This window comes from Pseudomonas sp. KH_046_2 (assembly GCF_057838985.1).
In genome coordinates this window covers 5,488,993-5,505,513 of sequence record NZ_CM174480.1, presented here as the reverse complement: position 1 = coordinate 5,505,513, position 16,521 = coordinate 5,488,993, and the positions used below count along the sequence as shown (strand labels likewise).

Annotated in this window: 15 protein-coding genes; 10 read left to right on the top strand and 5 right to left on the bottom strand. The window is 62.1% G+C overall.

All coding sequences use genetic code 11. The features are described 5' to 3' along the window. Nucleotides 1-33 precede the first annotated feature (33 nt). Nucleotides 34-1,077: a DUF6515 family protein gene (locus AC3IX1_RS25045; protein ID WP_489386200.1), complete on the top strand. Its 1,044-nt coding sequence runs from the start codon at nucleotides 34-36 to the stop codon at nucleotides 1,075-1,077. On the opposite strand, the gene AC3IX1_RS25040 is transcribed toward AC3IX1_RS25045, so the two are convergent. Together AC3IX1_RS25040 and AC3IX1_RS25035 are read right to left on the bottom strand one after the other, a co-directional pair. After that, complete coding sequence (locus AC3IX1_RS25040; RefSeq protein ID WP_489386199.1) at nucleotides 1,071-1,967, bottom strand: cation diffusion facilitator family transporter; 897 nt, start codon at nucleotides 1,965-1,967, stop codon at nucleotides 1,071-1,073. The two genes, AC3IX1_RS25045 and AC3IX1_RS25040, sit on opposite strands and share 7 nt — an antisense overlap. Before the next feature lie 41 nt (nucleotides 1,968-2,008). Beyond that, the gene (locus tag AC3IX1_RS25035) at nucleotides 2,009-2,428 is read right to left on the bottom strand and encodes a polyribonucleotide nucleotidyltransferase (RefSeq protein WP_489386198.1); all 420 of its coding nucleotides are present in this window, start codon (nucleotides 2,426-2,428) and stop codon (nucleotides 2,009-2,011) included. 100 nt (nucleotides 2,429-2,528) lie between these two features. Between AC3IX1_RS25035 and hrpB the strand changes: the two genes are divergently transcribed. Then, complete coding sequence (hrpB, locus tag AC3IX1_RS25030; RefSeq protein WP_489386197.1) at nucleotides 2,529-5,045, top strand: ATP-dependent helicase HrpB; 2,517 nt, start codon at nucleotides 2,529-2,531, stop codon at nucleotides 5,043-5,045. Nucleotides 5,046-5,199: 154 nt separating this feature from the next. On the opposite strand, the gene AC3IX1_RS25025 is transcribed toward hrpB, so the two are convergent. Next, nucleotides 5,200-6,120: a LysR family transcriptional regulator gene (locus AC3IX1_RS25025; protein WP_489386196.1), complete on the bottom strand. Its 921-nt coding sequence runs from the start codon at nucleotides 6,118-6,120 to the stop codon at nucleotides 5,200-5,202. A 226-nt stretch (nucleotides 6,121-6,346) separates the two neighbouring features. Between AC3IX1_RS25025 and AC3IX1_RS25020 the strand changes: the two genes are divergently transcribed. From AC3IX1_RS25020 to AC3IX1_RS25000, 5 genes are all read left to right on the top strand, one after another. Further along, nucleotides 6,347-7,837, top strand: coding sequence for an aldehyde dehydrogenase (locus AC3IX1_RS25020; protein ID WP_489386195.1), 1,491 nt, complete (start codon nucleotides 6,347-6,349; stop codon nucleotides 7,835-7,837). Between the two features lie 21 nt (nucleotides 7,838-7,858). Continuing rightward, nucleotides 7,859-9,229, top strand: coding sequence for an aspartate aminotransferase family protein (locus tag AC3IX1_RS25015; protein WP_489386194.1), 1,371 nt, complete (start codon nucleotides 7,859-7,861; stop codon nucleotides 9,227-9,229). Between the two features lie 394 nt (nucleotides 9,230-9,623). Continuing rightward, nucleotides 9,624-10,610 (top strand): ABC transporter substrate-binding protein, encoded by a 987-nt coding sequence (locus AC3IX1_RS25010; RefSeq protein WP_150672692.1) that lies wholly within the window; start codon nucleotides 9,624-9,626, stop codon nucleotides 10,608-10,610. Between the two features lie 8 nt (nucleotides 10,611-10,618). After that, a complete protein-coding gene (locus AC3IX1_RS25005) occupies nucleotides 10,619-11,422 on the top strand; it encodes an ABC transporter permease (RefSeq protein WP_007990681.1) in 804 nt (267 codons plus the stop codon). Next, nucleotides 11,410-12,243 carry an ABC transporter ATP-binding protein gene (locus AC3IX1_RS25000; RefSeq protein ID WP_489386193.1) on the top strand — a complete coding sequence of 278 codons (834 nt, stop codon included), beginning with the start codon at nucleotides 11,410-11,412 and terminating at the stop codon, nucleotides 12,241-12,243. Before AC3IX1_RS25005 ends, AC3IX1_RS25000 begins: the two co-directional genes overlap by 13 nt. 194 nt (nucleotides 12,244-12,437) lie before the next feature. Here AC3IX1_RS25000 and AC3IX1_RS24995 read toward each other — a convergent pair whose 3' ends face one another. Together AC3IX1_RS24995 and AC3IX1_RS24990 are read right to left on the bottom strand one after the other, a co-directional pair. Continuing rightward, on the bottom strand, nucleotides 12,438-13,517 hold the full coding sequence (locus tag AC3IX1_RS24995; protein ID WP_489386192.1) for an endonuclease/exonuclease/phosphatase family protein: 1,080 nt from the start codon (nucleotides 13,515-13,517) through the stop codon (nucleotides 12,438-12,440). A 66-nt stretch (nucleotides 13,518-13,583) separates the two neighbouring features. After that, complete coding sequence (locus AC3IX1_RS24990) at nucleotides 13,584-14,258, bottom strand: YciC family protein (protein WP_489386191.1); 675 nt, start codon at nucleotides 14,256-14,258, stop codon at nucleotides 13,584-13,586. A gap of 178 nt (nucleotides 14,259-14,436) precedes the next feature. Between AC3IX1_RS24990 and AC3IX1_RS24985 the strand changes: the two genes are divergently transcribed. The 3 genes from AC3IX1_RS24985 (at nucleotide 14,437) to AC3IX1_RS24975 (ending at nucleotide 16,451) form a co-directional block, all read left to right on the top strand. After that, the gene (locus AC3IX1_RS24985; protein ID WP_489386190.1) at nucleotides 14,437-15,219 is read left to right on the top strand and encodes a DUF2076 domain-containing protein; all 783 of its coding nucleotides are present in this window, start codon (nucleotides 14,437-14,439) and stop codon (nucleotides 15,217-15,219) included. A gap of 124 nt (nucleotides 15,220-15,343) precedes the next feature. Continuing rightward, complete coding sequence (locus AC3IX1_RS24980) at nucleotides 15,344-15,823, top strand: LabA-like NYN domain-containing protein (RefSeq protein WP_007990686.1); 480 nt, start codon at nucleotides 15,344-15,346, stop codon at nucleotides 15,821-15,823. A gap of 22 nt (nucleotides 15,824-15,845) precedes the next feature. Beyond that, nucleotides 15,846-16,451, top strand: a complete 606-nt coding sequence (locus AC3IX1_RS24975) for a 3'-5' exonuclease (RefSeq protein WP_489386189.1) — start codon at nucleotides 15,846-15,848, stop codon at nucleotides 16,449-16,451. Nucleotides 16,452-16,521: the final 70 nt, after the last annotated feature.

Sequence of the window (16,521 nt, the reverse complement as noted above, 5' to 3'; positions counted from 1 at the left end):
ACGTACAGGCCCTTACCCGCAATGAGGCAAAGCATGAAATCGCGCATCTGGCGTTTGGCCGGTGTTGGTTTGCTGTGTGTCAGTGTCTCTGTGCAAACGATGGCCGATGAGCCGCAAAACCGTGGCCATGATGGCGGGCAACACGGCCAGGGTGGGCATCAGGGCGATAACCAGGGCCATGGTGGCAGCAACCAGCCGCATCCGCAAAACGGCCAGCCGCAGAACCAGCCCCGTGCGCAGAAAAACGACAACCGCCAGTACGATCACAACAGCCAGAATCAACGTCAAAACAATGACCAGAGGCAGAACCGTCCAGCGCCGGATTTCAACAGTCAGGTGCGCTCGCCGCTACCTATGCCGCAGATGCCGGCCACTGACATGCCAATCCAGCCCCGGCCCGACACCGTGCGCCAGACCCAGCAGCCGCAGCGCGGTTACTACCAGGACCAGCCACGTCGCAACGATTACAACCAGCGCTGGAATGGCTACACAGTCGCACCGTCCTATGACAATCACTTGCAGGGGCGCCCGGGTGGCTATGGTAACGGCTGGGGGTCAGGCCCCAGGTATCGCCCCGGCCAGGTGATCGACCGCTTTCCCGAGCGCGACTACCGCGTGCCCTACCGTGGCATGGATTACTACTATTCCGGTGGCTACTGGTATCGCCCGCTGGGCCCGCGTTATGTGGTGGTGGAGCCACCGCGCGGGATTCGTGTCAGGTACCTGCCTGATTACGCCGAGCGGGTGTGGATCGGCGGGGTGCTGCTGTTCCTCGCGGCCGGTTCCTATTATGCCTATCAGCAAAGCACTCAGGATTACGTCGTGGTCGAGCCGCCGGTTGGCCAACCGCAACCACCTGCCGGCAACAGTGGTTATGACGTGGAGGCGTATCCAGCCAACGGTCAGTCGCCGGAGCAGGTCAGTCGGGATGGTTACGAGTGCTATCAATATGCGGTGCAGCAGAGTGGTTTCGATCCACGAACCGCCACCTACCAGCCAGACCCGTCGGTGGTGCAAGCCTACCGACAGGCCCAGGGCAACTGCCTGAGCAGTCGCGGTTATCAGGTGACTTACTGATCCCGGGCAGCTTTCACCACTTCCTTCGGGTCGGCGTGCACCAGTACTTCGGCTCGCGGGTAGGCGCTGTGAATGGCCGCGGCCGCCTGATCGCTGATGCCATGGGCCACTGATAGCGTCAGCTCCCCCGGCAGCTCCAGATGCAACTGCACAAACCATTGGTTGCCGGAGATCCGCGTGCGCAGGTCATGGGCACCCAACACGCCGGGCACGCTGCACGCCAATTCCAGCATGTGCTGGCTGACCTCCGGCGGCAGTTCTTCATCCATCAACACCGCGAAGCTCTCCCGGGCGATCTGCACCGCGCTCCAGAGAATGTAGGCGGCGATCCCCAGGCCAAACCAGGGGTCGACCTGATGCAGCCCAAGCCCGGCCAACACCAGCGCGATCAGAATGCTGCCGTTGAGCAGCATGTCCGAGCGGTAGTGCAGGGAGTCGGCGCGCACCGCGTTGGAGCCGGTGGCCTTGACCACCTTATGTTGAAACATCAACAACGCCAGGGTCAGGACGAGGGAGAACACAATCACGCCGATACTGATCAATGGCGCGCCGACCGGTTCGGGATGTTTGAGCCGATCATAGGCCTGCAACGCAATCAGTACCGCACTACCGCCAATGAACAACGCCTGGGCCATCCCCGCCAATGACTCGGCCTTGCCGTGCCCGTAGCGATGATCATTGTCGGCGGGGCGCAGGGCGTAATGCACCGCCAGCAGGTTGAGCAATGACGTGACGCCGTCGAGTGTCGAGTCGGTGAGCCCGGCGAGCATGCTCACCGAGCCGCTCAGCCACCAGGCGATGGCTTTGGCGACGATCAGGATGCATGCCACCGCCACCGAGGCACGGGTCGCCAGCCGCAGCAGGCGGGCGTGTTCGGAGCTGGAGGTCATAGGGGCCATCGTTCCTTGAAGAGTCCTTTTGCGCGCAGGGATTACGCGGCGGGTTGCAGGCCGAACATCGCCAGTTGTTGGGAGCTGCCTTTGCTCTGGATCAGGCGTGGATCGTCCAGCGGGAAGCTGCGGCCCAGTTCGCTTTCCAGAATAGTCTGTAACTTGCGGTTATCGACCCTGCCGTCGGGACCGATGGCGTCCTTGAGTTTTTCCGGTGCAACTTGTGCGGTCTCTCCCGGGGCGTAGTAAATCGCGCCGGTGGCGAAGTCCACGGCAAACGCGATCAGGCCGGGGATGATGTAGAACAGCAGGCCCACGGCGTCGAGCGCGGCGATGGCCGGGTCGATCTTGCCTTCGATCTGGCCACGGCGATCCGGATAGAAGATCGAACCGCAGGCGGTCACTTGAGTCAGCAAGGTTGCGACCAGAACACCGCCAATCAGGCGAAAGGGAGCACGCATATGAAATCTCCTGTGTAGAACGCCAATAACGTTACTGGTTAGAGCCCAGACTACGCCAAACAGTTCGCCGTTATACTCGCCGCTCTGTTTTGGAGCCAGCATGATTTCTTTGCCGATCGATGAAGTTTTACCCGCCCTGCGTGAAGCCCTCGCTACACGCCACGAAGCTGTGCTCGAAGCGCCGCCCGGCGCCGGTAAAACCACCCGCGTGCCTTTGGCCTTGCTCAACGAGTCGTGGCTGGCAGGGCAGACCATCCTGATGCTTGAACCCCGCCGGTTGGCCGCGCGTGCAGCGGCGGAACGGCTGGCCAGTGAGCTGGGGGAGAAGGTCGGCGAAACCGTGGGCTATCGCATTCGGCTCGACAGCAAGGTCGGCCCCAACACCCGCATCGAAGTGGTCACCGAAGGTATCCTCACCCGGCGTTTGCAGGACGATCCGGCGCTCGAGGGCGTGGGGCTGCTGATCTTCGACGAATTTCACGAACGCAGCCTCGACGCGGATCTGGCGCTGGCCCTGAGCCTTAATGGCCGCGAACTGTTCCGTGACGATCAGCCGCTGAAAATCCTCTTGATGTCCGCCACGCTCGAAGGCGAACGCTTGGCCGGGTTGCTCGACGACGCTCCGATCCTGCGCAGCGAAGGGCGCATGTTCCCGGTGGCGATGCGTTGGGGCCGGCCGTTCCAGTCCGGTGAATTCATCGAGCCGCGCCTGGTGCAGACCATCCTCGAAGCCTTGAACGACGAGACCGGCAGCGTGCTGGTGTTTCTGCCGGGGCAGGCAGAAATCCGCCGCGTGCATCAGCAACTGGCCGATGCCTTGGGCGAAAACACTCAGGTTCTACTGTGTCCATTGCACGGTGAACTGGACCTCGCCGCGCAACGGGCGGCAATCGATCCGGCACCGGCGGGCAAACGCAAAGTGGTGCTGGCCACCAACATCGCCGAAACCAGTTTGACCATCAACGGCGTACGCGTGGTGATTGATGCCGGGCTGGCGCGGGTGCCGCGTTTCGATCCCGGCAGCGGCATGACCCGCCTCGATACCCAACGCATTTCCAAGGCCAGCGCCACCCAGCGTGCTGGCCGGGCCGGGCGTCTGGAACCGGGCGTGTGTTATCGCTTGTGGTCCCAGGACCAACACGAGCAACTGGCGGCCTATGGCAGTGCGGAAATCCTTTCGGCGGACCTCGCCGGGCTGGCCTTGCAACTGGGGCGCTGGGGCGTTACGCCTGGGCAACTGGTGTGGCTCGACGTGCCGCCGGCCGCCGCTTATGCACAGGCTCAGGATCTGCTCGAACGCCTGGGGGCTCTGGAGGGTGAAGCGCTGACCCGTCACGGTCAGGCCATGGCCGAACTGCCGGCGCATCCGCGCATCGCGCATTTACTGTTGCGTGGCCAGGCGCTGGGACTGGCAGACATGGCTTGCGATGTCGCGGCGCTGCTCGGCGAGCGAGATATCTTGCGCGGTGCCGGGGCGGACTTGCACAGCCGACTGGTATTGCTGTCTGGCGAAGAGCGCGCCGCACGCGGTGCCCAGGGCGGGGTGCAGCGCGCACGGCAACTGGCGCGGCAATATCGTGGTTACCTGCGGGGCAAAGCGACGGAGCCGGTCAGCGATCCGGATCACCCGCGCTGGCTCGGCGCGTTGCTGGCGCTGGCCTATCCCGACCGCGTCGCCCAGCAACGACGCGCCGGTGGTGCGGAGTATCGCTTGGCCAACGGTCGTGCCGCCCTGTTCGCCGAGGCCGACAGCCTGATGAAGCAAGCGTGGCTGGTGATCGCCGATCTGGGCAGTCGCCAGGGCCAGCGTGAGGAGCGGATTTATCTGGCGACGGACTTCGATCCGGCGCTCTTCGATTCAGTGCTGGCCGAGCAGGTTCGCTGCGTCGATCAACTGGATTGGGATGAGCGCGAGGGCGTGCTGCGGGCAGAGCGTCAGCGCAAGGTTGGCGAACTGATCCTCAGCCGCGAGCCACTGACCGGCCTCGACGAAACCGCCCGCAGCCAGGCGCTGGTGAACCTGGTACGGCGCAAAGGCCTGGAGCTGTTGCCGTGGACCCCGGAACTGCGTCAGTGGCAGGCGCGGGTCGCCTTGTTGCGGCAACTGGACCTCGCTGGCAAGGGCGAGAGCGAGTGGCCGGATGTCAGCGACGCGGCGTTGCTCAAGAGTCTGGAGCATTGGCTGATGCCGTATCTGGGCAAGGTTTCGCGGCTCAGTCACTTCGCCAATCTCGACCTGTCGAGCATCGTCCACAACCTGCTGCCATGGCCGTTGCCGCAACGGCTGGACGAACTGGCGCCCCATCATTTGAGCGTGCCGTCGGGTTCGTCGATTCGTCTGGACTACAGCGAACAGCCGCCGATTCTGGCGGTGCGTTTGCAGGAGTTGTTCGGCCTGGCCGAAACCCCGCGCATCGCCGGGGGCCGGCAGGTGGTCAAGCTGCATCTGTTGTCCCCGGCGCGGCGGCCGGTGCAGGTGACTCAGGACCTGGCCAACTTCTGGCGCAGCACCTACGCCGAGGTGAAGAAGGATTTGAAGGGGCGGTACCCGAAGCATTATTGGCCGGATGATCCGCTGGTGGCCGAGGCCACCGCGCGGATCAAACCGCGCAAATAACGGTTAACACTGGACTCTGTGGCGAGGGGGCTTGCCCCCGTTCGGCTGCGAAGCAGTCGCAATACATTGCATGCGGAGAATCTGACACAACGCAGTAGCAGGTTTTGGGGCCGCTTCGCGACCCAACGGGGGCAAGCCCCCTCACCACAGGGGATTACTGTGGATTTTCGGATTTGGCCGTGAGTTGTTCGCGGCAATAGTCTGCAAACAACTGCGCCGGTTTGGTCAGCTGCCCACGCTTGAGCCATGCCGCCACCAATCCTGAACCGGTGACGTCTTCGGCAATGTCCACGCACACCACTTTCTGCCCGTCGTAGGTGCACTCCGAATGCGGCTTGGTCACCAGGATCGAGAATCCGAAGCCCTGGCCAACCATGCCCCGCACCATCTCGATCGATGGCGAGCTGAAGGCGATGCGTGGGGTCAGGCCCAGCTCATCGAACAGGCTGACGAAGTAGGTCCGGCTCGGCTGCACGTCCAGAAGAATCATCGGCTCCAGACACAGATCCCGCAACGACACCTGCGCCTGCTGGGCAAAGCGGTGATCAGCCGGCAGCAATGCGTACGGCCGTTGCGCCGGCATCAAGGGTTCGGTTGCGATGGTGCCGTCGAGGTCGTGCTCGTAGAGGATCGCCAGGTCGAAAGCGCCGGAGGTCAGGCCTTGCACCAGCTCTTGTTGCTCGCCGTCGCGGATACGGATTTCCACCCCCGGGTACAACGCCGAAAACCCGGCGATCAATTGCGGCAGGTACAGCGGCGCGACGGTTTCGAAACAGCCGATATCGATCTGCCCGGACACCACATCGTTGTCGGCCAGGGCGTTCTGCTCGAACTCCTTGGCCATGCGCAGCAGTTCCTGGGCCTTGCGGTAAAAGCGTGCACCACTGGGGGTCAATGACACGCCCTGTGCATGGTGACGAATCAGCAGTTGCACGCCGAAACTGTCTTCCAGCCCTTTGATGGCCGTGGAGATCGAAGGCTGGGCGATGTACAGCTTGCGCGAGGCCTCGGCGACGCTGCCGCACTCGACGGTGGTGATGAAGTATTTCAGTTGACGCAGATTGTAGGCAGCCACAGCAAACCTCGGGGGAGAACGGATCAGGCATCCTGGCAATTTGCGCGCCACCCCTATCCGCTCGGGTAGCGATTTGTTGTGTTTGAACAATAACCACATGCTGCGCCAGAAGGGAGATTGGCTACGTAGTTTTTTCTTGGCCTGCGAACACATTTTTACTGGTTTTCCACCGCTCGGGCCTGAGCGACTATCCAATACACAAGAATGTCCTCTGGAGCATCTGAACGTGTTCGAGCTTGAGTATTGGCAACGCAAGGCCGCTTCCCTGCGGTTTCCCGATCAGGCCGTGATCGACGGCCAGCGCCGCGCGGCGCAGTCGGGGCAGACTTTCGCCGCGATCAACCCTGCCACCGGGCAATGCCTGGCCAACGTTGCCGCCTGCGGCGAAGAAGACGTGAACGCGGCGGTGCACAATGCGCGGCAGGTCTTCGAGGCTGGCACCTGGGCTGCGCGCTCGCCGACCGAACGCAAGCAAGTGCTGTTGCGCCTGGCCGACTTGATCCTGGAGAACCGTGAAGAGCTGGCGCTGCTCGATTCGCTGAACATGGGCAAGCCCGTTGCCGATGCCTACAACATCGACGTGCCGGGTGCCGCGGGAGTGTTCCGCTGGTACGCCGAAAGCCTCGACAAACTCTACGATCAGGTCGCGCCGACTGCGCAGAACGTGCTGGCAACCATTACTCGCGAAGCCCTCGGCGTAGTGGCTGCCGTGGTGCCGTGGAATTTCCCGCTGGACATGGCGGCGTGGAAACTCGCCCCGGCCCTGGCCGCGGGTAACTCGGTAATCCTCAAACCGGCCGAGCAGTCACCGTTTTCCGCCCTGCGACTGGCCGAGCTGGCGCTGGAGGCGGGGATTCCGCCAGGCGTACTCAACGTACTGCCGGGCCTCGGCGAACAAACCGGCAAGGCCCTCGGCCTGCATCCGGACGTCGACTGCCTGGTGTTCACCGGCTCCACCGAAGTCGGTAAATATTTCATGCAGTACTCGGCCCAGTCGAACCTCAAGCAGGTGTGGCTGGAGTGCGGCGGCAAGAGTGCCAACCTGGTGTTCGCCGATTGTCAGGATCTCGATCTGGCGGCGGAAAAAGCCGCGTTCGGCATCTTCTTCAATCAGGGCGAAGTCTGCTCGGCCAACTCGCGGTTGCTGGTGCAGCGCTCGATCCATGACGAGTTCGTCGAACGCCTCAAGGCCCAGGCCGAACGCTGGTTGCCGGGCGATCCGCTGGACCCGTCGAGCGCCGCCGGAGCCATCGTCGACAGCCGTCAGACAGCGCGCATCATGAAGTTCATCCAGCAGGCTGAACTGCAAGGTGCGACCAAGGTTTGTGGCGGTCGGCAGTCGATCTTCAACGGCTCGGACAACTACATCCAGCCGACGATTTTCACCGGCGTGACCCCGGACATGCCGCTGTTTCGCGATGAAGTGTTTGGCCCGGTACTGGCGATTACGGCATTCGACGACGAGGCCCACGCCTTGCAACTGGCCAACGACAGCGTCTACGGTCTGGCGGCTTCGCTGTGGACCGACGACCTCAACCGCGCCCACCGTGTGGCGCGACAATTGCGGGCCGGTACGGTGTCGGTCAACAGTGTCGATGCGCTGGACGTGACCGTGCCTTTCGGCGGAGGCAAGCAGTCGGGTTTCGGCCGCGACCTGTCCCTGCATTCATTCGATAAATACACCCAGTTGAAGACCACCTGGTTTCAATTGCGCTGATAACAAAACGGAGAACTGGCGATGACCACACCACGTGAAACCCGCGACTACCAGGCCGCCGACGCTGCGCACCACATCCATGCGTTCGTCGATCAGAAAGCCCTCAACGACGAAGGGCCACGGGTGATGGTCCGTGGCGAGCGCCTGCACCTGTGGGACAACGATGGTCGGCGTTACCTCGACGGCATGTCCGGGCTGTGGTGCACCAACCTCGGTTACGGGCGCAAGGACCTGGCCTTTGCTGCGAGCCAGCAACTGGAACAGCTGCCGTACTACAACATGTTTTTCCACACCACCCACCCGCAGGTGATCGAACTGTCGGAGCTGCTGTTCAGCCTGCTGCCGGCTCACTACAGCCACGCGATCTATACCAACTCTGGCTCCGAAGCCAACGAGGTGTTGATCCGCACGGTGCGGCGCTATTGGCAGGTGCTCGGCAAGCCCGAGAAGAAAATCATGATCGGCCGCTGGAACGGTTACCACGGTTCGACCTTGGCCGCGACGGCGCTAGGCGGCATGAAATTCATGCACGAAATGGGCGGCATGATCCCGGACATCGAGCACATCGACGAGCCGTACTTCTTCGCCCACGAAGGCAACCTGACGCCAGCCGAATTCGGACTGCGCGCGGCACAGCAACTGGAAGCGAAGATCCTCGAACTGGGTGCGGACAAGGTCGCGGGCTTTATCGCCGAACCGTTCCAGGGCGCCGGCGGCATGATCTTCCCGCCGGAAAGCTACTGGCCGGAAATCCAGCGCATCTGCCGCAAGTACGATGTGCTGCTGTGCGCCGATGAAGTGATCGGCGGCTTCGGTCGTACCGGCGAATGGTTCGCCCACGAGTACTTCGGTTTCGAGCCGGACACCCTGTCCATCGCCAAGGGTTTGACCTCGGGGTATATCCCCATGGGCGGCTTGATCCTGTCGAAGAAAATGGCTTCGGTGCTGGTGGAGCAGGGCGGCGTGTTTGCCCACGGCCTGACCTATTCCGGGCACCCGGTGGCGGCGGCGGTGGCGATTGCCAACCTCAAGGCCCTGCGCGATGAAGGCGTGGTAACGCGGGTCAAGGACGACATCGGCCCGTACCTGCAACAGTGCCTGCGCGAAGTGTTCGGCAAGCACCCGCTGGTGGGTGACATCCAGGGCACCGGCATGGTCGCGGCGCTGCAACTGGCCGAAGACAAATCCACTCGCAAGCGCTTTGCCAACGAGAACGACATCGCCTGGCGCTGCCGTACGATTGGCTTCGAGGAAGGGGTGATCATTCGCTCGACCCTTGGCCGGATGATCATGGCGCCGGCCTTGATTGCCAGTCGTGAAGAGATTGATGAGCTGATCAGCAAGACCCTGAAAGCGATGGATCGCACGGCGCAGGAGTACGGCCGGCTCTGATATTGCCGGAAGGTCCTGCGGACCTTATCGCGGGCAAGCCCGCTCCCACAGGATTTGTGTCGGCCGCGGAAAACGGGCACGACACCTGACCTGTGGGAGCGGGCTTGCCCGCGATAGCTATTGCTCATTCAACACATTTTTAACGCCTTGCACCCACCTCGGGCATCCCCGCCCACAACGCCCTTTCGCAGTGCGCGCTAACCAGTTTTTTCATCACTCGCATCCACATATTTCCTCATTTTCCTAATCCCGCCCTTGGGCCAACATCGATCTCGCCAGCCAGCCCAATGCTGCATGCCGAAGGGTCCATCAGAGACCACAGGCCGCAGCTGCACCAGGGCCGCTCGCCGTACTGCCCATGACAAAACTAAATCAACAGCTTTGGGAGTGCTCCATGATCAAGTCCTTGCTTACCCGCGTTGCCCATCCACTGGCGGTCACCGCCATCGCCGCGACGGTCGCTACCAGCGCCCAGGCCGGCACCCTGTCCATCGGTCATACCACCTGGGTCGGCTACGGCACCCTGTACCTGGCCCAGGACCTTGGCTACTTCAAGGAAAACGGTCTGACCGTCGAGTTGCCGGTGGTCGAAGAAGCGGCGATGTACATGGCCGCACAAGCTTCCGGCGAGTTGTCCGGCTCGGCGTCGACCATCGACGAGGTGCTCAAGTACCGTCCGCAATTCTGCTTCAAGGCCGTGGCCGCGCTGGACGACAGCCATGGTGGCGACGGCGTGCTGGTAGGCAAGGACGTCAAGAGCCTGCAGGAGCTCAAGGGCAAGGCCGTTGCGGTCAACGAAGGTTCGACCTCGCAGTTCTGGCTGTCCTATCTGCTGAAAAAACACGGCATGAGCATGAGCGACATCACCGTGCAGAACATGACGGCCGACGACGCCGCCACCGCGTTCATCGCCGGTCGCGTACCGGCCGCCGTAACCTGGGAACCGCACCTGTCGATGGTTCGTGACAAAAAGCAGGGCAAGGTGCTGATCGACAGCAGCAGCACGCCGGGGGTGATCGTCGATGTGGTGGCACTGAACTGCAGCGTGATCGAAAAACAGCCGGAAGACGTCAAGGCCCTGGTGGCCGGTTTGTACAAAGCCGTGCAGTACACCAAGGATCATCCACAGGAAGCCTACAAAATCATGGCCAAGGGTGTCGGCGGTTACCTGGCCGATCCGAAGGAAATGGAAGCGGCCGCCCAGGGCGTGCGTTTCTACGATCAGGCCATGAGCGAAAAACTGCTGGGCTCGCCGGGCAAGCCGGGTGACAGCGCACCGTTGATCAAACTGGCCAACGAGACCGCCAGCGAGCTGCAAGGCAAGCCCTACAACGTCAGCAATGACGACCTGATCGACAACCGCTTCGTCACCCCGCTCTAGGAGGCTGCATGTTCAAGCGCAATTCATGGCTGAGCCGCTGCATCACGCCCAAGACCGGTTTGCCGGTCTCGGTGATCTGGAGCGCGAGCGGCCTGGCCTGGGTGCTGTTGGTCGGCCTGTGGGCCGGCTTGTCCTACGGTGGCGTGGTGCCGGGCATGTTCCTGCCGACGCCGGGGGCGGTGGTCGAGGCCGCCGTGCGCCTGGGTCGCGACGGCACCCTCGGCCAGCATGTGTGGGCCAGTGTCGAAGTGGTGATGGTCGGTTTCATCGTGTCGTCCCTGGTGGCGGTGCCGCTGGGACTGTTGATGGGCAGCTTCCGCATCGTCCAGGCCTTTCTTGAGCCGCTGGTGAATTTCATTCGCTACCTGCCAGTGACCTCGTTCGTGCCGCTGTTCATCCTGTGGATCGGCATCGGTTTGGAGCAGCGGGTGTCGGTGATCATCTTCGGCGTGTTCTTCCAGCAACTGGTGATGATCGCGGACGTGTCCAAAGGCATCTCCAAGGACCTGATCAACGCTTCCTACACCCTCGGTTCCAATCGCCGCGATGCAGTGCTGCACGTGATCGCCCCGGCTTCCCTGCCGGGCGTACTCGACACCCTGCGGGTGACCATGGGCTGGGCCTGGACTTACCTGGTGGTGGCTGAACTGGTCGCCGCTTCCAGTGGCCTGGGTTACCTGAGCCTCAAGGCCATGCGTGGCTTCCAGGTGGATGTGATTTTCCTCGCCATCGCGATCATCGGCCTGCTGGGCCTGGTCACCGATCAACTGTTCCGTTTCCTACGTCTGAGGATCACCGCATGGGCTCAGTAACCGCCGCCACTCATCGTTTTGTCGCCCCTCAGACTGCCCCGGTGAACGCGCCACGGCTGCAAGTGGACAAGGTCAGCCTGCGTTACAAGAAACCCGATGGCGGTACCTTTACCGCGTTGGAGGAAGTGTCGTTCGAGGTGCCGGACCAGCAATTCGCCGTACTGGTCGGACCTTCGGGTTGCGGCAAGTCGAGCCTGCTGTACCTCACCGCCGGCCTGGCCGAACCGACCTCGGGCGAGATCTACGTCGGCGGCCAACAGGTGGAAGGTCCCGGTGCGGATCGCGGCATGGTGTTCCAGAGCTACACGTTGTTCCCGTGGCTGACGGTGCGGCAGAACGTCGAGTTCGGCCTCAAGCGGCGCGGCATGCCGGCGGCGCAACGCAAGGACATCGTCGATTACTACGTCAATGAAGTGGGCCTGAGCGGCTTCGCCGACAACTACGCCAAGCAGTTGTCCGGCGGCATGATGCAGCGCGTCGCCATCGCCCGCGCGCTGGCCAATGACCCGCAGATCCTGCTGATGGACGAACCCTTCGGCGCCCTCGACAGCCAGACCCGCCTGCAAATGCAGCAGTTGCTACTGCGGGTGTGGGGCAACAGCAAGAAGACCGTGCTGTTCGTGACCCACGACATCGACGAGGCGATTCTGCTGGGTGACCGGGTGTATGTGATGGGCGCCAGGCCGGGGCGGATCAAGCAGATTCTGGACGTGCCGATCGAGCGTCCACGCAACCTGGACATGGTCATGGAGCGCTCGTTCATCGAGATGAAGCGAGAGATCTTCGGGCTGCTGCATGATGATCTGGAGGAGGTGCATTAAGTCAGGTTTGCACAGACCCTGTGGGAGTGGGCCTTTGTGGCGAGGGGGCTTGCCCCCGTTCGGCTGCGCAGCAGTCGTAATCTGGGCAACTTGGTGTTTCTGATAAATCACGATTGCTGCAAATGGGGCTGCTTCGCAGCCCAACGGGGGCAAGCCCCCTCGCCACACAAGCCCAGCGCCTACAGGTTTATGTATCAGGGCACAGCCGGCAACAGGAACCGCGCAATCACCGGCAGGTGATCAGAGATGCGCAACGTATCGTCCTGCCGCACCATCGCCTCCACCCGCTTGATCCGCGGGCTGTAGAACAGGTAGTCGACGGTCCGGTCCGGGCCGTTCAGCCCGGGATCGTTCGGGTAGTGGGTCAACCAGCGTTCGCGGTCGATACCACTGGCTTCGTTGTTGCTCGGGATCATCGGGTACTTGTCCCACAGCAGGTGCAACGGGCTGTCGGCGGAGTAGGGCGCGCGTTGCGCATCGGACAGGCGTCGATACTGACCCAGCGGCAACAGGTTGAAATCCCCACCGATCAGCCACGGCGTGCCACGGCTTTCGAGTTTGTCGAGGGCCCTGGCCACGGCGCTCACCTGGTTTTGCAAGGTGTTGTCGGCTCGATTGGCGCGGTCCAGATGGGTATTGAGCACCGCTATTTGTCCGCCATCACTCAACGGCAAGTAGCTCACCAGCAAGGCGTCTTTGGGTTTGAATTGGCGGCTGAGCGGATTGCCCGAGGCGATGGGCAGTTGCAGCCGTTCAGCATGTTCGATCCGGTAACGGCTCAGGGTCGCCAGTTGCCGGCCGACACTGCCGAAGATGTGCGGGTTCGGCACGAAGTCGGCCTTCCAGTCGAACGCGCTGGTGCCACAGGGATACAAGTCGGCGAGCCGTTCCTGCAGCAGTTTGAACTGGTGCTGGTAATCGCTGGCCTTGGCGCCGTCGTCCAGTTCCTGCAACAGCACGATGTCCGGTTGTTCGTCGCGAATCACCCGCGCCACTTCATCGAGGCTGAAGGCCATGTCTTCCGCTGTGGGGCGTTCGTCGGTACCGGCGGCCAGGTCATTCCAGAATACGTAGCGCTTGCCGGCCAGGTACTGGACGTTCCAGGTCATCACCTTCAACGCCTGCCCGGGGACCAGGGAGGGGGCCTGGGCACTGCAACTGACGGGCAACACTTCTTTGGCATCGGGGCGCCAGGTCAGGCTGTAGATCATCGCGGTGATCAGGCCGGTCACGATCAGCAGGCCCAGCAGGGTGTAGCGCAGTAGACGGGTCATGGCTCGGCTTAATAGCGTTACAGAATTGTTCCCGAGCATACCCGAGAGCGATGGTCGCGCCCAAGGTCAGAGCGAGTTGTCATTTCTCTCAGGCAACGGGTTGATCAGCATGAACAGCCGGAACAGCACCACGCTGGTAAACAGCTGAAGGAAACTGTGGGCGCTGTCGATCAGCACTGAAACCACCGGGTTCTGAGGTTCCGGGTACGCCGCCAATGTCACACCTTTGAGCAGCCACAACGGCCCCATCACACACAGAATGCACAGCAGGATGCGCAAGAAATGCCCTTGGGTCATGCGCAGGCTTTCCTTCATGGCCGCCAGCGGCGCCAGGCCGCGCAACACCAGCAGGTATTCGCCAAACGCCAGGGTCACCATCAGGTAGATACCCGGCAGGAAATACAGCGACAGGCCCAGCAGAATCAGCACGGTATTGAGCGCCGTCAGCAGGGCGAAGCGCGGCCACAGGTAGGCGGACCTGGACAGCAGCTCGCGGTTGCTCGGCGATTCGCCGCGGCTGCGAGCATCGAGAAACAGAATCAGCGCGGCGGTGTACAGCGGGTACACCAGCAAGCCGACGATCACGCTGATGCCGGGGAAACTGTCCGGCTCCGTGGAATGGTCGACCACTTGTTGCAGCAGTGCCTCAAGCATCACCAGCGGCAGGCACAGCTGCACGATCTGGCCCAGATTGCGCTTGAAGAAATACAGGGAGTCACGCAGCACATCTAACGGATTCATCAGTTGGTATCGCAGGTTGGAAGCAGTGGCTCACTTTAACCGATCAAGTGCTCGGGGACGCAAACGTAAACGTTCGGTAAAGGTTATTGAAACAACTTGTTTCAGCCTCCATTAAGGTCGAGCACCTTATCCTCCTTGGATAAAGGCAACGATTTTCCCGGCAATCTACGAGGTCGCCATGAACAGCGAAGAACAAACCCTGATCGATGGACTGTTTTCCCGGCTGCAACAGGCCGAAACGGACTCAGCCCCGCGCGACGCCCAGGCCGAGGCGCGGATCAAGGAACACCTGACGCGCCAGCCCGCGGCAGGTTATTTCATGACCCAGGCGATTCTGGTGCAAGAGGCGGCGATCAATAGCCTCGATGAACAGAACCGACAACTGACCCAGCAAGTCCAGCAGTTGCAGGCCGAGCTGCAACAGGCCAAGGCCCAGGCGACCCCGGCTTCGGCACCGAGTAGCGGCGGCTTTTTGTCGAGTATCTTTGGCGGCGCCTCCCGTGAGACACAGCCCGCTCCAACCCAGAGCGCCCCGCCGTCGAGCGGTGGCTGGCGCGAGCCGGGACGCTCGTCGTTCGGTTCGCAACCGCCGCAGCAGAACTTCGGTGCCCCGCAGCAGAGCTTTCCACAGCAGGGCTATGCCCCCCAGCAACAGGCTCCGGCAGCGGCCGGCGGCAGTTTCCTCGGTGGTGCGCTGAAAACCGCCGCTGGTGTGGCGGGTGGCGTGATGCTGGCACAAGGCATCAGCAGCCTGTTCCATCACAATCAGCAACCGGAAGTCGTCGAAGTCATCAAGGAAGAGCCGGCCCAGGTCAATGACCAGGGCAGCAACGGCTGGGGCGATGACCAGCGCATGGCCGGTAACGATTCCTACAGCAACGATCAGGGCGGGTTCAGCGACGCCGATTACAGCGATGACAGCTCATCGTTCTTCGGCGGCGACGACGATTCCTTCGTCTGACACATCTGTGGCAAGGGAGCGAGCTCCCTTGCCACATAGCCGATTATTCGCGGAACAATCCTTCGGGCTGGCATACTGGGCGACTTTTCGGGCCTGGTGCCTGATTCAGCCTTGAGGAAAGCCGGTGAAAAAAATCGCAGTGTTCGCCGATGTCCAGAACCTCTACTACACCGTGCGTCAGGCTTATGGTTGCCACTTCAACTACGCCGCGCTGTGGGCTGACATCAGCAAACAGGGCGAGATCGTCGAAGCCTACGCCTACGCCATCGACCGTGGCGACAGCAAGCAGCAACAGTTCCAGCAGATCCTTCGCAACCTCGGTTTCACCGTGAAGCTCAAGCCGTACATCCAGCGCAGCGATGGTTCGGCCAAGGGCGACTGGGACGTGGGCATTACCCTCGACATCATGGATGCCGCCGATCATGTCGATGAAATCGTCCTGGCCTCCGGCGACGGTGATTTCGACATGCTGCTGGAACGCATCATCAGCAAACACGGGGTGCAAGCGGTGGCCTACGGCGTGCCGGGCCTGACCGCCAACTCGCTGATCCGCGCCGCCAGCCGCTACGTGCCGATCGAAGGCGCGTTGCTGCTCAAGAATTGATTTTTACGGAGTTGAACCAGGTTTGGAACGCATAGCAGTCATCGACTTTGAAACCACCGGGATCTCCCCGAGCAGCAGCTGCCGGGCCACGGAAATCGCCGTGGTGATCCTTGAACAGGGGCGCATCGTCGAGCGTTACCAAAGCCTGATGAACGCCGGCGTGCGCGTCCCGGCCTTCATCGAGCAACTCACCGGCATCAGCAACGCCATGCTGCGCACCGCGCCGTCGGCGGAGCAGGTGATGAACGAAGTGAATGAATTCGTCGGCTGCACCCCGTTGCTCGCGCACAATGCCGCGTTCGACCAGAAGTTCTGGGATTTCGAACTCGGGCGAATCAAACGTACGCGTTTGCAGAACTTTGCCTGCTCGCTGCTGCTGGCCCGCCGCCTGATGCCCGCCGCGCCGAACCACAAACTCGGCACCCTCACCACCTTCGCCAACCTGCCCCACACCGGCAAGGCTCACCGGGCGATGGCCGATGCCGAGATGGCGGCCAACCTGACCGCGTACCTGGCCGAAGAACTGCGCCATAAGCATGGTTTGCGCGAGCTGTCTCATGATCTGTTGTGCAAGTTGCAGAAGGTGCCGGCAGCGAAAGTGGGCGAACACCTAAAGCGTTATCGCTGATCCCGAAAACACCGCATAACCCCTGTAGGAGCGAGCCTGCTCGCGATGGCGGAGTGTCAGTCAACACGGC

Bases quoted from the DNA above. Each gene is read 5' to 3' on its own strand.
- AC3IX1_RS25010 (WP_150672692.1), top strand. From the start codon at position 9,624: ATGATCAAGTCCTTGCTTACCCGCGTTGCCCATCCACTGGCGGTCACC.
- hrpB (WP_489386197.1), top strand. From the start codon at position 2,529: ATGATTTCTTTGCCGATCGATGAAGTTTTACCCGCCCTGCGTGAAGCC.
- AC3IX1_RS25035 (WP_489386198.1), bottom strand. From the start codon at position 2,428: ATGCGTGCTCCCTTTCGCCTGATTGGCGGTGTTCTGGTCGCAACCTTG.
- AC3IX1_RS25015 (WP_489386194.1), top strand. From the start codon at position 7,859: ATGACCACACCACGTGAAACCCGCGACTACCAGGCCGCCGACGCTGCG.
- AC3IX1_RS25040 (WP_489386199.1), bottom strand. From the start codon at position 1,967: ATGACCTCCAGCTCCGAACACGCCCGCCTGCTGCGGCTGGCGACCCGT.
- AC3IX1_RS25005 (WP_007990681.1), top strand. From the start codon at position 10,619: ATGTTCAAGCGCAATTCATGGCTGAGCCGCTGCATCACGCCCAAGACC.
- AC3IX1_RS24990 (WP_489386191.1), bottom strand. From the start codon at position 14,258: ATGAATCCGTTAGATGTGCTGCGTGACTCCCTGTATTTCTTCAAGCGC.
- AC3IX1_RS25045 (WP_489386200.1), top strand. From the start codon at position 34: ATGAAATCGCGCATCTGGCGTTTGGCCGGTGTTGGTTTGCTGTGTGTC.
- AC3IX1_RS24985 (WP_489386190.1), top strand. From the start codon at position 14,437: ATGAACAGCGAAGAACAAACCCTGATCGATGGACTGTTTTCCCGGCTG.
- AC3IX1_RS25000 (WP_489386193.1), top strand. From the start codon at position 11,410: ATGGGCTCAGTAACCGCCGCCACTCATCGTTTTGTCGCCCCTCAGACT.
- AC3IX1_RS24995 (WP_489386192.1), bottom strand. From the start codon at position 13,517: ATGACCCGTCTACTGCGCTACACCCTGCTGGGCCTGCTGATCGTGACC.